Origin of the sequence: Crocosphaera sp. XPORK-15E, assembly GCF_034931425.1 — a bacterium.
GTDB lineage: Bacteria > Cyanobacteriota > Cyanobacteriia > Cyanobacteriales > Microcystaceae > UHCC-0190.
The window spans coordinates 128,168-141,886 of sequence record NZ_JAYGHQ010000002.1; the positions used below are offsets into that span (position 1 = coordinate 128,168).

A 13,719-nucleotide genomic window follows, 5' to 3' on the forward strand; every position below is an offset into this window, starting at 1 on the left:
GGGTAAATGACGTTGAATACAATTGGCTGAAAAGCTATGCAGACACGGAGCAAATCTCTATGGGTGAGGCTATGAGACGTTTTCTTAATAGTTATCGGTTAAACCAATAGATTAATTGTCAAATTTGTCGGGATTGACCGAGCAAATTTGACCCGCTATCATCCCGACGCTCAACGGAGTACCGTTAGAGCGCGGGGCTTCTCGCGGAGGAGCTAAACCATTGACCCTGAAAAAGCAAGGCCAGACAATGCCTAATCAATAATGGCATTAAGCAACACATCTGTTAAAGACATATCTTTCATATCATCAACGGTGACGGTATCAACGATATCAAACTTAGCACCAGCCGCTTCGAGTTGATCGTCTAAGGCTTTAAGAAATGCCGTTGCTTTCTTATCATGACCCACTTGAATCAGAGAAATCGCTAACTCTTCATCTCGGTCAATTTTTTGAGTCGCATCAATAATCAGACGAATCACGGCTTTCTGTTCGGTGGGGGTGCCATCAGTGATGATGATGAAGGTTTCTCCATTGGGTTGGGCTTTTCCTGCGGCTTTACGTTCAAAATAGTTCTCCAGGGCATCTTCGAGAACAGACACTAAGTCTGTTTGTCCCATGGGTTCGTTTTCTTCATAAATTTTTGTCACCTTGTCTGAGGTAACGTTGTCATATCGCCTAAAACGACCCGAAAAGACATAAACTGTAATGCCATCAGGATCAATTTCTTCACACTTCTTAGCCAATGCCAGGGTAGACTCCTGGGCAATTTCCCAACGAGTTTTTCCGTCGGGAGCATCAGAGGTAGCCATACTACTGCTTTTGTCGATCATCAGGGTATAATCCCGATTTTCGATAATTGAGTCTCCTGCCATAAGGAAAACAACCTCCTATATCAAACTGTATGATTACTCTGCTCTCTAGGTTATTACGACCTTTAAGGATTATGCCTAAAGCTCCTGAATTTGATCATAATTGAGTCTGATTGTAAAATCATATTACGACACTTTCACATATCGACCTATTGTCGATCATACTCATTAATGTAGAAGATCAGAAGAAGCTGATTTTGGGAATTTTAATAATGGACAACGAAGCTCAAAAGTACCGCATGGTCTGCACCCTTACCTTTGGCGATATCTATGGTCAAATTATTGTCTGGCTAATCGTCATTTTCTTAAGCTTAGCCAGCGCTCTAGGGTTATGGAGTAGCACTCGTCAAATTTATGCTTTGGCAGTGGTGGGACTGGTTTTAGTCTTATCCTTGCCGTTTCTCTTGTTTGCTTTTGTGACAACCCTACTCAACCACATTGAGTTTTCTCCTCTCGAAGATACGGAAAGCACTCGTTCATCTTCTCGTAGAAGCATTAAACCTAGTCAGAAACCGGTCGAAGCTGTTGGTTGATTACTGATCTGGAGATTTGTTAGGGCCAAAATCAAGAATTTAGGGTGTAGGGGGTTATTTTCAACCTAATTCCTCTCTACACCCTTCTTTTTAAGAAATTATTAATGATTAAGCAAAATTTTTGTTTATCTTTATATCGTTAACCTTAAGCCTTAGAGATAATAGAGTTAATTATATCAAATTGGCAAAATTCTTGAATTTTCTTGTTCATTTACTGAGCTAGAGAAGTCGGAGGGGTTTGGCTCAATTTTGATCTGTCGAAATCGTGGTGTACTGAGTTTTTTTTTTGAGGAGTGAGGTAAACCGTAAGTTAGCTTAGGCAAAAATCATGAATATGTTTAATACATTAACACAATCTACTCAAATTTTAATTGGAGGGATAATTTTGGGAGTCGGAACCTTGTTTCCTGTCTTCCCTTCTATGGCTGAAACAGAAGTTATTACTGACCCCAAACCTTTAGAAGTTTATACGGGGACGGTTCAAGATTTAAACGGAACTGAGTCTAGAACTCAAATGGAAGGTTTAGCGGGGGTTGGTGGAGAATCTCCTTCATCTGAGGAGCTTTCTGCTTTTGAACTGGAGAAAAGCCCCTATGAGGCAAAAACCGACGCACTCAATAACAATTTGCAACAACATGACGAAAGTTTAGGAGATGTTCAACGTCCCACTTATCGGGTTCCGTTTGTTCATTTTTGATTGGTTTTTCCTAGGGACAATTCATGAATTGTCCCTACTTTTTTATCAATAAAGACTAAAATCCTAGATCTGCTCTCCCTATTTTAGCGGCAGCAAATACGGCTTCATCGGATAATTCTGACCAGTCTGTTTCGCCTATTTCTGCATAGAATTTTTGATCATAAGCACGGGTTCTAATAACTACTGGCATGGGAACAGCATGACCTAAAATTAAAGCTTGTTGTTTTGAGTCTAATTTTGCTAAAACGGAGCGCAAATTTTGCCCCCCAGATACTCCGGTAAAAATAGCATCAATATCTTTTTCGTCATTTAATAAACAGGTGATTCTTGTTCCTACTTGAGACATCACTTCATTATCAATTCCTGATGGTCTTTGATCCACAATTAAGAGAGTAACAAAGTATTTTCGCATCTCTCTGGCAATAGTTCCAAAGATGGTTTGATGCACAATTTTTGAATCTAAAAAGCGATGTGCTTCTTCGATCATAATAACTAATTGTCGAGGTCGATCAACGGGATTTTTTGACTGTAGAAACTTCTCGGATTTTTTGACATAATTGGCGTGAATACGTCGGCTAATCATATTCGTTGCTAACATATAAGAAAGCAGGTTAGATTGAGAACCAAATTCAATCACAACGTGCTTACCTGCATCAAGAGATTCTATTACCTGATTAATATAATTATGGGGGCAAGCTGGGCGTAAATATTTCAAGTTATCTAAGCGCATTAACTTCCTTTGCAGGGACATAATTGACCCGGCATGACCTTGTTTTTCTTGACAAAATAGTTTAATATCTTCATTTGTCATATTTAATAGTTGAATGATCCAGGATTTCCCATATTCAGCTTCAAGAATATTGGCATTATCTAAACTTGCCTCAGAAATCCCTAATTCATAGCCAACTAACCGAATATCTTCTATTTCAATTTGATCGTAACTTAAGTATAATTCTTGGGCATCTCTGACCCCTCTCCGTTTAGTTGATTCAGAGTCTAAGGTATAAATTTCTACCTGTCCAGGAAACAATTGACGTAACCCTTTTACTGTGGAAACATCTTTCCCTTCTTTCATCGCTTCCCAGCCATATTCTGAGTGCATATCAAACATTAAATTAACGGCTGCTTGTTTACGAATAATACCGGAAATTAACAACCTGGTTAAAAAAGATTTCCCTGTTCCTGACTTACCAAAAACTCCATTACTTCGTTCCACAAACCGATCTAAATCAATACAAATAGGAACATCCATATCTAAGGGTTCCCCAATGGTAAAATTGCGACGGGTGGGATCATCTTCCCAACCAAAAACCGCCCTAAAATCTCGCTCTGAGGCTTCATAAACTTGGCTAAAATGTGCAGGAATTGTTTTCACTGGAAGTAATTCAATATCAGCGTTGGTTTGTGCTTCAAAAGACGCGAGGGAATTATGTTCTTTTTTGGTTTCAGAACCTTTTTTTCGTTCCCCTTCAATGGGGGTAAACATCAACATAGGAGCGAGTTCTATGGTTCCATAAGTGCTACTTCCTGCCAAAACATCCCGCATAAATGTATCTTCAAAACTGGGGGGATTTGCTAAAATACGGGGGTTAGAGGTTCCCAAGGAAACATCCGTGAGAAGACAGAAAAACCGCGATCGCACCCCTTGGACGACCAAAAATTTGCCGACTCGCATTTGTTCGACGGAAACATCGGAATGTAACCGCACTTCTAAACCTTGAGAGAGGGAACCTTGAATGACGACTCCGAGGGGTTGTTCTACCATTTTTTACCTAAACGCTAGATATGGGGTCAGATGATCTTTATCTACTCTAGCAGTATAATAGTTCCTAGGTTAATTGTTAATAATTGTCTTACTTATTTTGCTGTAATGAGGGGGGTAATATATGCTAAAAGTTCAGGAATATTCTTTATAGAAATTATTTGCAGTCATATCATGAGTTAAACGAAGAATTGTCTGACAAAACTTAGTAATATCAAGTAAATAGGAAATATCTTTATTCATAAAGAATCTGTGCTGTATTCAAAATATTTTTACGACGTATCCAATTATGACTGTCAATAATGGAACATTTTTCAATTAAGTCTACTTTACGGTTAAAAATATCTTCTAATTCATATTGTATTCTTACTAAATCCATCAAACTCATGGAATTTCTTGAGTTTGAACTGAAGACAACTAAGAGATCAATATCACTATTTTCATTAAAGTCGTCTCGTAAAGTTGATCCAAAAATAGATAATTCAACAATCTTATTTTTTTGACAAAAATTTTCCAAAGCTTTTGGGGTAAGATTTAGTCTTTGGTAGATTTTTTCTGGATTTATGTTATTTTTTGTCTTATCCATATTGCTCTTTTATTGACTATTCTGGGTATCTTTCCAGTCTTCTAATGCACCAATTACAAAACTAGCAGCAGGATGATCTAATAAAGAATCTAATGCTTGAACACCACCCGCTTGTAATGCGCTTAAGATTCGTTTACTTAAGGGTAAATCATTGTTTATTTCTTCCACAATTTGATTTGCTAAAGCAACCTTTCCATTAAAAGTATCAGTAGGATAAGATGTTTCTAGTTGCTTTAATAATTGCTGAATTTGTGCTGCTGCTTCAGCTAAATTCTGTTTTTGTTCTTGTGTATTGTTATAAACATTACCTGTATAGTTTTTTCCTGCAAAACCACCACCTAAAGATGCACCACGAAAATCATTATTTTGTTGTTCTGTCATAACTTTATCTCCATGAAGATTAATAGTAATTTGTTTATTGTAACTAGCGTTTAATTCATCTGTTTGGGTTCGATAATCTTCATATTGCCTTTTTTTGACTGGGTTAATTATATCATCAATTAAGCTTCTTGCATCAATCATTTTACGGCTTTTTTGACATTGAATACTATCCCCGTCAATAGCAAAGTCACGCAAGACTTCAAAGGGATAAAAGTTGGGATCTTGATTATTTTTACAACTTTGACAGTTACAGGGAATCCATTTATCACACTTCAAAGGAGGAAATTGATCATGAATTTTGTCAAGTTTATAAGTAACAATAGTCATTAAATCTTTTTTATTTTTACCAATAATACGGATTTTGATTTCTCGTTTATCATAATATTCGATGATTTCTGCTAAGGTTTGATCTTTGTCTAAAATAACACCACTTTTCCATACATATTTTTGCTCTTTGATATATTTATTCATCACAACAATAAACTGCGTAATAATTCCTTTGGGCATAAATTCATAAGTATAACGAATAATTAAGTTATTATTTTCGTCCCAGTTAAAGTCTGGTTGACTTTCTGTTAAAAGTTGAGGAGCAATATAAATATTATCATTATTTGCCCCAGGAATTTGATAACAGAGTTTAAATTTCATCATTAATTTAAGCAACTCATTTTGTTTATTAATATATTTTTCTTCTGACCAAATATTTTCTAAATTTGCTTGAGTAAATTTCCCTAAGTTATTGATTACTGTAGCATTATCTAACACTTTATAAACCGCAGCAGTTCCCCATTCTGGTTTAAGGATAACAGTTTGTTTTAATAAGGGGTCATCTTGGAAATGAAGACAAACCCCTAAGTCATGTAAATACCCACTCAATTGTAATTTATCTTCCCGTTTTTTAAAGCCATTTTCTTGACAAATCTCTAAATAATTATCCAAACTGATGTAATTTCGTTCGTCTTTTTCTAATACTTCTCTTACTCTTACCCAAGTTTTCGGCAAAGCATCTCCAACATGGGGAAGATTGCTAATATAATGTTTAATTTGTGTTAGAATATCTGCTAAACCTCGATTAGTTGCTAAATTGGTTGCTAAGGTTTCTTTTAAATTCAGAAATTGTTTTCTTAATGTGGGTTGATTGATTTCTCTTTGACGATCTTGTTTTTCATTTTTAATAATTAAAATGGGACTTTGATCACCAAAAAGTTCTGAAGTATGTAACCAATAATAGAAGTCTGTATCTTCTTGACGAGTATCAGCAACTAATGTATATAGAGAGCGTTTTGTCAAGAAGAATTGATGAGTTGCTTTATAAATTTCCTGTCCTCCAAAGTCCCAAATATTTACCCTAAATTGTTGTCCATTTGACATTTCAAAATCCCACTGAATAACATCAATTCCCTTGGTAGAATCTTCTTCTTTTAGTTGATAGTTGGGATTTTGAATCTTTTGGGCTAAAGTGGTTTTACCCGCCCCAGGTTCGCCAATAATTAATAATTTTGCTTCATAAAGATAATCTTTTCCTTCTTCTTTTATTTGTCTAAAGTATTCTCTAATCGCATAAATTCCTTTTTCTGCAACTTCTATAGGTGGACTTTCTAAAGGATTACCTCTCAAATCTAGTGTACTTAACTGGGTTAAATTAGTGAGAGATTCTGGCAGATTTGTTATTCGATTATCATTCAAATATAGTGTAGTTAACTGGGTTAAATTAGTCAGAAATTCTGGCAGATTTGTTATTCGATTACCACTCAAATTTAATTCGGTTAACTGAGTTAAATTAGTCAAAAATTCTGGCAGATTTGTTAATTTATTATCATTCAAATATAGTGTAGTTAACTGGGTTAAATTAGTCAGAGATTCTGGCAAATTTATTAATTTATTATAACTCAAATTTAGTGCAGTTAACTGGGTTAAATTAGTCAGAGATTCTGGAAGATTTGTTAATTCATTACCACTCAAATCTAGTCTAGTTAACTGGGTTAAATTAGTCAGAGATTCTGGAAGATTTGTTAATTCATTACCACTCAAATCTAGTCTAGTTAACTGGGTTAAATTAGTCAGAGATTCTGGAAGATTTGTTAATTTATTACGACTCAAATCTAGTCTAGTTAACTTGGTTAAATTAGTTAGAGATTCTGGAAGATTTGTTAATTTATTATAACTCAAATCTAGTCTAGTTAACTTGGTTAAATTAGTTAGAGATTCTGGAAGATTTGTTAATTGATTCTGACTCAAATACAGTGTAGTTAACTGGGTTAAATTAGTTAGAGATTCTGGAAGATTTGTTAATTTATTACGACTCAAATATAGTGTAATTAAATTATTTTCTTTTGCTTCTTTTATTTTTTGTTTAACACGGAGAGGAATATCACTCATAATTAAAATCCTATTGAGGGCTGTAAATTAGTTTAAATCAAAACTGTCTAATATAATAATCTTAAATCAAAGAATATATCTTTTAGCCTGATTCTGCCTACTCCTAAATAATTTGTTATGATCGAAACTGAATCATAAATTATTACTGATAAAAACATCATGCCAAACCTACCTGATGGCCCAAAAGCTCCTGCGTTGTTACAATTAATAGAATGGATCGGCGAACCCGTCAAGTATCTCGAAACCAACGCCAAACAATACGGAGATATGTTTAGTGTTAATATGACAGGGTTTCCTCCCTTTGTCATACTAAGTCATCCTCAAGCGGTGCGAGAGGTATTTACGGCAGATATGAAACAATTTGATGCAGGAAGAACTAATAATATTTTAGGGGCAATATTTGGCGATCGCTCTGTAATTATGTTAGACGGCGATCGCCACAAACGAGAAAGAAAATTATTAATGCCTCCTTTTCATGGAGAAAGGTTACAAACCTATGCCCAAAGTATTTGTGAAATCACCCAAAACATTACACAAAAATGGCAGAAAGCTCAAGAATTTATCATGCGTCAAACCATGCAGGAAGTCACATCAGAAGTGATTCTTCAAGTTGTTTTTGGAATCAAAGAAGGAGAAAGATATCAACAATTACAACCCCTAGTTTCTGAAATGTTAGATAATATTGCTTCGCCTTTTGAAGCAAGTTTTATGTTTTTTAAATTTTTACAAAAACCTTGGATTCCTGGTAGTCCTTGGAATAAAATGAAACAAGGAAATAAGCAAATTTATGAGTTATTACAAGCAGAAATTGATGAGAGACGTAACCATCAAGAATTAATCAGAGAAGATATTCTTAGCCTCATGATGTTAGCTAAAGATGAAGCTGGCGAACCCATGAGCGATCAAGAATTAAAAGACGAATTAATAACCCTTTTAATTGCTGGACATGAGACAACAGCAACGGCTTTAGCTTGGGCTTTTTATTGGGTTCATCATGTACCAGAAGTCAAACAAAAACTATTAGCAGAGTTAGAAAGTTGCGGCGAAAATCCTAACCCGATGACTGTGGCAAAATTGCCCTATTTAACTGCAGTTTGTCAAGAAACATTACGCATTTATCCGGTTGGTTTATTAACCTTTGGCCGTATAACTAATTCTCCCGTTACAATTATGGGACATACTTTTGATAAAGAGGTAATGTTAGCCCCTTGTATCTATTTAACTCATCAACGGGAAGATATATATCCTAACCCCAAAGAATTCAAACCAGAAAGATTTTTAGAGAGACAATATTCTCCCTATGAATTCTATCCTTTTGGGGGAGGAAACCGCCTATGTATTGGCTATGCTTTAGCTCTATTAGAGATGAAGTTAGTTCTAGGTACAATCCTATCTAATTATCAATTAAGTTTGGCTAAAGATCAAGTCGTTAAGCCTCAACGTCGAGGGTTTACCCTAGCACCAAATAATGGAGTTAAAATGATAATGGACTATCAAAAAGTTTCCCAAAAAAAGATGGTTAGTGTCAGTTAAAGTTTTGATCCCCCCAACCCCCCTTAAAAAGGGGGGCTAAGAATGGCTCTATTTCCCCCTTAAAAAGGGGGGCTAAGAATGGCTCTATTTCCCCCTTAAAAAGGGGGACTAAGGGGTATCTCCAATGTGTAAATATCGTTAACCGAGCAGTATTGAAAGAGATGGTTAGTGTCAGTTAATTTTAGTGATAAAACCCTGTAGGGACAATTCATGAATTATCCCTACTTTCTTCCTCATCAACACTCTCAGGATGCCGCAATGTATCAATAGTAGTCTTAATGACACTGGCTAAAGGAACAGCAATTAATAAGCCTAAAATACCTGCAAATCTTCCCCCAATAAATAAAGAAATAACAATCCAAACTGGGTTTAAACCTGTCATTCCTCCCATTAACTTTGGCGAAAGTATATTATCATTAATTTGACCAACAATAAGCGTTAAAACCAAGGCAGTTAGTCCTAATTTTAAATCTTGAAACATCAATAAAGAACTAATAATTAAAATTGTAAAACCACTGGTATAAGGTATTAACGTTGTAATACCAATGACAAAGCCAAATAATAAAGCATAGGGAACCTGTAAAATCAAAAATACAATGGTTTGGGCTACACAGACAATTCCTGCTAAAATAGCTTGAGTCGCAAAATATTTTTCAAAAGTTTTTCTTAAAGACTCTCGCATTTTTACATCCCAAGGTTGAGGAATAAAACTAAACAAACCCGCCCAAACTTGTTCCCCCATTAATACTAAAAATACAGTTAATATCAAGATAAATAAACTATTAATAACTGTGCCAATAGTTCCCCCAACAAACCCTAAAACTTGATCTCCCAAGGATTTTAAAATTATTGATAATTTTTCGGCAAGCTGGTTAATTATTCCCTGAAAATCAAGGGGAATTTTTTTGGCGATCGCCCATTGTTTCAGGGACTGCAATTGATTATCACCAGACTCAAGTAATTGAGGAAAACTATTTAAAAATTGACTTAATTGGTCGATAATAATTGGTACTAAAATGAAAGCAATTAGACCAATAATAATCAATGCCATTAAAAATACAAAAATCGTTGCTAGTCCCCGTCTAACCCCTCGTTGTTCCAAAATACGAATAGGAAAATCAACTAAAAAAGCTAACAAGGTTGCCGTTGTTAAAATCGTTCCCAGAGGTTCGAGATAACTAATTAAAATAAACAGTAACCAACCATTAAGGAATAAGAGAGGAAAACTAATACTTAATCGTAACCAAGAAGGAAGTTTATACCAAGAATTAAACATTAGAAACTATTGATCAATAAAATGTTAAGCTAAAAATATGGTAGGGCCGCAAGGTTTGCACCTTTTTCGGTTTGTAGTAAGCCCTTTTGATGCTCAAGCCATTACTACGAACTGATACGAAATTAATAGTATCTTAAAATATCCGTTTAATAAAAAGTTTTAGGGTAAGCAGGGGTACATTAACCGAAAAGCAAAAAAATCCGATTTTTAAACCGTAAAACCCTGATTCTTTCGTTGAAATTTAGACAAAAAATCGGATTTTTGGTTCAGGCGCAAGATTCTGATTTTAACCAAGTTAAGCAAACATTATGGGAACTTTTTTACCTAATTCTACTTCTAAAGGAGCTAGTGAGATATCCTGGGTAATTATATTAGGGCGGTTTGTGGTGGTTGAGGTTAAACATGGCAAATAGTGTGGAAAGAGTGTCTACAGGTTCCGGTTTTCAAGGAAAATCAGCTTCTCGAAAACAGAAATCTTCATCGACGCTTCCCAGAAAAGCAGTTGCGGACAAACAAACCAAAAAGAAGGGACTATCACCCTTTTATCGAGGACTTTTCTGGGGAATGGCCTTTAGTTGTACTGCTGCCCTTTCTGCTACTGTTGGGGCAAGCATTACCCTGTTGAGTCCCCTCTCAGAGACTCTTTCACCCTTAATGGAACAAGTTAAAATGCCTTGGCAAACTGCTGAGGATAATATCACGTCCCAGACTAACCCTGTGTCAGTTGGCAGTAACTCTTTATTTCAATATCGTCTCTCTCGCCCTGTTAATCTGTTAGTTTTAGGCATAGATCGGGTACCAGATGCCCCTCCTGGTAGTTTAGAGGGGTTTAGAGGTCGCAGTGATACTATTTTATTGCTAAAGTTTGATCCTACCGATAATTCCGTTAAAATGCTTTCTGTTCCTAGGGATAGTCGGGTTGATATTCCAGGAGTAGGTAACACTAAAATTAATGATGCTAATGTACATGGTGGCCCCGCATTAACCGCTAGAGTTCTCAGCAAAACCCTTAATGATGTCCCGGTTGATCGCTATGTTCGTGTCACAACTGATGCGTTTAAAGAATTAGTTGATTTAGTGGGAGGGGTAGAAGTCTTTGTCCCCCAGGATATGCAATATGAAGACAAGACTCAGAATTTAAAGATAGACTTAGCAGCAGGAAAACAAATTCTGAGTGGAGAACAAGCAGAACAATTTGCCCGATTTCGTAAAGATGGTTATGGTGATATTGGCAGAGTCCAACGGCAACAGGTGTTACTCCAAGCCCTACGACAAAAGGTGACTAGCCCTACTATTTTACCCCGTATTCCTCAAGCCCTTAATCTTTTACAACAGCATATTGATACTAATCTGACTTGGGAAGAAATGCTGGCTTTAGTTAATTTTGGGCGACAATTAGACCGAGAAAAGGTACAAATGGTGATGTTACCAGGGCGGTTTAGTCAAGCGGAAGAATTTGATAATCGTAGTTATTGGGTATTATCAGAAACGGGACGGGATAAAATCATGCAGGAATATTTCGGTATTACTCCCCAATGGCAGTCTACCCGTCGTCTTTCTCCTAACCGTGTGAAAATTGCCATCCAAAATGCAACAGATGATCCAGGGTTAGCTAATCAAGTTAAAGAATATCTCATTAAGCAGAACTTTCATAATGTTTATACCATTTCCGATGCCCCCGAATTATTACGGGAAACGGAAATTGTGGTACAACAGGGAGACTTAGAAGCCGCTAACTACTTGCAAACCGCTTTAGGGAAAGGTAGAGTAGAAGCATCATCTACCGGAGACATCGACTCTCAGCTAACCCTACGCATTGGTTTAGATGCCAAAGATTTAGTATTGGGAGATAGTTTCCTCAGACAACCTCAAGATTTAGATATGAATCAATGAAACAATTTAAAGTATTAGGGTGGCGATTTTTAACCATAATAGGCTTACTTTTATTGGCCAGCTTCTTGATTTTACTCGATGCTCATCCGGCGATCGCCCAAGAAAAAAACGTTAACTATACTTACGGGGATTTACAACAGCAAGATTTTTCCCACAAAGACTTAGAAGGGGGCGTTTTTGCCGCAGCTAATATGCGGGGAACGAATTTTGAGGGGTCCAACCTTTCCTATTCTATTTTGACTGAAGGTGTCATGTTAAAGGCGAATCTTAAAGATGCTGATCTCACCGGATCTTTGTTGGATCGGGTGACTTTAGATTTTGCTGATTTAACTAATGCCATTTTTGTCGATGCGATCGCCATTCGTACTCGATTTTATGATGCTATTATTACCGGGGCAGATTTTAGCAATGCGGTGATTGATCGTTATCAAGTTGCTTTGATGTGTGAAAAAGCAGCAGGAGTTAACCCTGTCACGGGAGTATCAACTAGAGATAGTTTAGGTTGTCATTCACCAATTAATAATGAATAATTATTAATTATCAATTATCAATTATTCATTAATAAACTCTAGAGGCGAACGGCCGTTCGCCCCTACCATTTATTCCCTAAATAATCCCTTGAATTACTCCAACTAACTGCTCAATTTCTGCCGGAAGTGTGAAATAATGAACACAGGCACGAATACAGTCAGGATTAAGAATTGTTCTCAATAAAAAGCCTTGATTTTCTAATTGTTGAACAATAGCTGCATGACTGATATTTCTATCAACTTGAAAAGAAACTAATCCCGCTTCTGGGGGAGATTTTTTTAAACATTTTACCCCTTCAATCTTAGCTAAATTTTGCCATAAATATGCGCTTAATTCACAAATTTGTAGATAGCGTCTTTTGGGGTTTCCCCAGTCTTGATGAACAGCGATCGCAGCCCTTAACCCTTCATATTGAGGATAAGCAGAAGTAGCGACTTCAAACCTTCTCCCATCTACTTTCCACCCTATCGGTTGTCCTTTTTCGTCCTGATCAATACCACGCCAACCAATAAAGGTAGGATGCAATAATTTAAAACTTTCGGGACGGATATAAAGTCCCCCAACTCCTGCGGGGCCACAGAACCATTTATGACCCGTAAAAGCATAAAAATCAACCCCAGTTTCTGCTAAGTTTAAGGCTAAAGATCCCGCAGACTGGGCCGCATCTACTAATACAGAAATCGGGCGATCGCTATCAGGATAATTATGACAAAGATTGACGATTTCTGTTAAGGGTAAAACCTGTCCCGTATTCCACAGTAAATTACTTAATAATACTAATCTTGTTTTGGGGGTTAAATGCTGTTCAATAACTGCTACGGGATCACCTTCATTGAGAGTATTTAAAATGGGACAAATATCGATTTCTACCCCAAACCGACGAGAAATTTCTTGAACAATAGCAATGACTCCAGGATGTTCACAATCAGTCATTAAAAGGCGATCACCTGTTTGCCAATCTATTCCCCACAAAACAATATTACAGCCAGATGTGACATTTTCAGTTAAAGTAATTGTAGAGGCAGTAACACTAAATTCATTAGCAATATCTTGTCTCAATAATTCAACTTTTTGATTAATCCAAGCATTCACTTTCAGAGAAAACGGCCCTTGTTGTTGCAACAATTTATGAGCATCAATAATCGCTTCTAAACCCGAACGGGGTAGGGTTCCTTGTCCCCCAAAATTAAAGTAAACTTTGTTGTTAAGTCCAGGAAACTCTTGTCTTTGTTGTTCGATCTCTGAAGGAATTACTTGGGGATTAATCATTCGTTAATTA

The 13,719-nt window shown here is 36.4% G+C and carries 11 protein-coding genes; 5 read left to right on the forward strand and 6 right to left on the reverse strand.

Annotation, left to right across the window (positions count from 1 at the left end; genetic code table 11):
- Positions 1–251: 251 nt before the first annotated feature.
- The gene (locus VB691_RS02075; RefSeq protein ID WP_323289796.1) at positions 252–872 is read right to left on the reverse strand and encodes a VWA domain-containing protein; all 621 of its coding nucleotides are present in this window, start codon (positions 870–872) and stop codon (positions 252–254) included.
- A 209-nt stretch (positions 873–1,081) separates the two neighbouring features.
- Between VB691_RS02075 and VB691_RS02080 the strand changes: the two genes are divergently transcribed.
- Positions 1,082–1,402 (forward strand): hypothetical protein, encoded by a 321-nt coding sequence (locus VB691_RS02080; RefSeq protein WP_323289797.1) that lies wholly within the window; start codon positions 1,082–1,084, stop codon positions 1,400–1,402.
- Between the two features lie 328 nt (positions 1,403–1,730).
- Positions 1,731–2,099 (forward strand): hypothetical protein, encoded by a 369-nt coding sequence (locus VB691_RS02085; RefSeq protein WP_323289798.1) that lies wholly within the window; start codon positions 1,731–1,733, stop codon positions 2,097–2,099.
- Positions 2,100–2,154: 55 nt separating this feature from the next.
- Here the strand turns inward: VB691_RS02085 and VB691_RS02090 are convergent, their stop codons facing one another.
- The 3 genes from VB691_RS02090 to VB691_RS02100 all read right to left on the reverse strand — a co-directional run bounded on the left by VB691_RS02090 (position 2,155) and on the right by VB691_RS02100 (position 7,207).
- On the reverse strand, positions 2,155–3,864 hold the full coding sequence (locus tag VB691_RS02090; protein ID WP_323289799.1) for an ATP-binding protein: 1,710 nt from the start codon (positions 3,862–3,864) through the stop codon (positions 2,155–2,157).
- A 232-nt stretch (positions 3,865–4,096) separates the two neighbouring features.
- Entirely contained in the window at positions 4,097–4,378 is a 282-nt protein-coding gene (locus VB691_RS02095) for a nucleotidyltransferase family protein (protein WP_323289800.1), read from the reverse strand.
- 78 nt (positions 4,379–4,456) lie between these two features.
- Positions 4,457–7,207: a COR domain-containing protein gene (locus VB691_RS02100; RefSeq protein ID WP_323289801.1), complete on the reverse strand. Its 2,751-nt coding sequence runs from the start codon at positions 7,205–7,207 to the stop codon at positions 4,457–4,459.
- A gap of 159 nt (positions 7,208–7,366) precedes the next feature.
- Here VB691_RS02100 and VB691_RS02105 point away from each other — a divergent pair, with 159 nt between their 5' ends.
- Positions 7,367–8,740, forward strand: a complete 1,374-nt coding sequence (locus VB691_RS02105) for a cytochrome P450 (protein ID WP_323289802.1) — start codon at positions 7,367–7,369, stop codon at positions 8,738–8,740.
- 208 nt (positions 8,741–8,948) lie between these two features.
- Here VB691_RS02105 and VB691_RS02110 read toward each other — a convergent pair whose 3' ends face one another.
- A complete protein-coding gene (locus VB691_RS02110; protein ID WP_323289803.1) occupies positions 8,949–10,016 on the reverse strand; it encodes an AI-2E family transporter in 1,068 nt (355 codons plus the stop codon).
- Positions 10,017–10,418: 402 nt separating this feature from the next.
- Between VB691_RS02110 and VB691_RS02115 the strand changes: the two genes are divergently transcribed.
- Positions 10,419–11,909, forward strand: a complete 1,491-nt coding sequence (locus VB691_RS02115; RefSeq protein WP_323289804.1) for an LCP family protein — start codon at positions 10,419–10,421, stop codon at positions 11,907–11,909.
- A complete protein-coding gene (locus VB691_RS02120; protein ID WP_323289805.1) occupies positions 11,906–12,439 on the forward strand; it encodes a pentapeptide repeat-containing protein in 534 nt (177 codons plus the stop codon). Before VB691_RS02115 ends, VB691_RS02120 begins: the two co-directional genes overlap by 4 nt.
- 76 nt (positions 12,440–12,515) lie before the next feature.
- Here VB691_RS02120 and VB691_RS02125 read toward each other — a convergent pair whose 3' ends face one another.
- The gene (locus tag VB691_RS02125) at positions 12,516–13,709 is read right to left on the reverse strand and encodes an aminotransferase class V-fold PLP-dependent enzyme (RefSeq protein ID WP_323289806.1); all 1,194 of its coding nucleotides are present in this window, start codon (positions 13,707–13,709) and stop codon (positions 12,516–12,518) included.
- Positions 13,710–13,719 lie beyond the last annotated feature (10 nt).

Bases quoted from the DNA above. Each gene is read 5' to 3' on its own strand.
- VB691_RS02105 (WP_323289802.1), top strand. From the start codon at position 7,367: ATGCCAAACCTACCTGATGGCCCAAAAGCTCCTGCGTTGTTACAATTA.
- VB691_RS02125 (WP_323289806.1), bottom strand. From the start codon at position 13,709: ATGATTAATCCCCAAGTAATTCCTTCAGAGATCGAACAACAAAGACAA.
- VB691_RS02075 (WP_323289796.1), bottom strand. From the start codon at position 872: ATGGCAGGAGACTCAATTATCGAAAATCGGGATTATACCCTGATGATC.
- VB691_RS02090 (WP_323289799.1), bottom strand. From the start codon at position 3,864: ATGGTAGAACAACCCCTCGGAGTCGTCATTCAAGGTTCCCTCTCTCAA.
- VB691_RS02080 (WP_323289797.1), top strand. From the start codon at position 1,082: ATGGACAACGAAGCTCAAAAGTACCGCATGGTCTGCACCCTTACCTTT.
- VB691_RS02115 (WP_323289804.1), top strand. From the start codon at position 10,419: ATGGCAAATAGTGTGGAAAGAGTGTCTACAGGTTCCGGTTTTCAAGGA.
- VB691_RS02100 (WP_323289801.1), bottom strand. From the start codon at position 7,207: ATGAGTGATATTCCTCTCCGTGTTAAACAAAAAATAAAAGAAGCAAAA.
- VB691_RS02110 (WP_323289803.1), bottom strand. From the start codon at position 10,016: ATGTTTAATTCTTGGTATAAACTTCCTTCTTGGTTACGATTAAGTATT.
- VB691_RS02120 (WP_323289805.1), top strand. From the start codon at position 11,906: ATGAAACAATTTAAAGTATTAGGGTGGCGATTTTTAACCATAATAGGC.
- VB691_RS02085 (WP_323289798.1), top strand. From the start codon at position 1,731: ATGAATATGTTTAATACATTAACACAATCTACTCAAATTTTAATTGGA.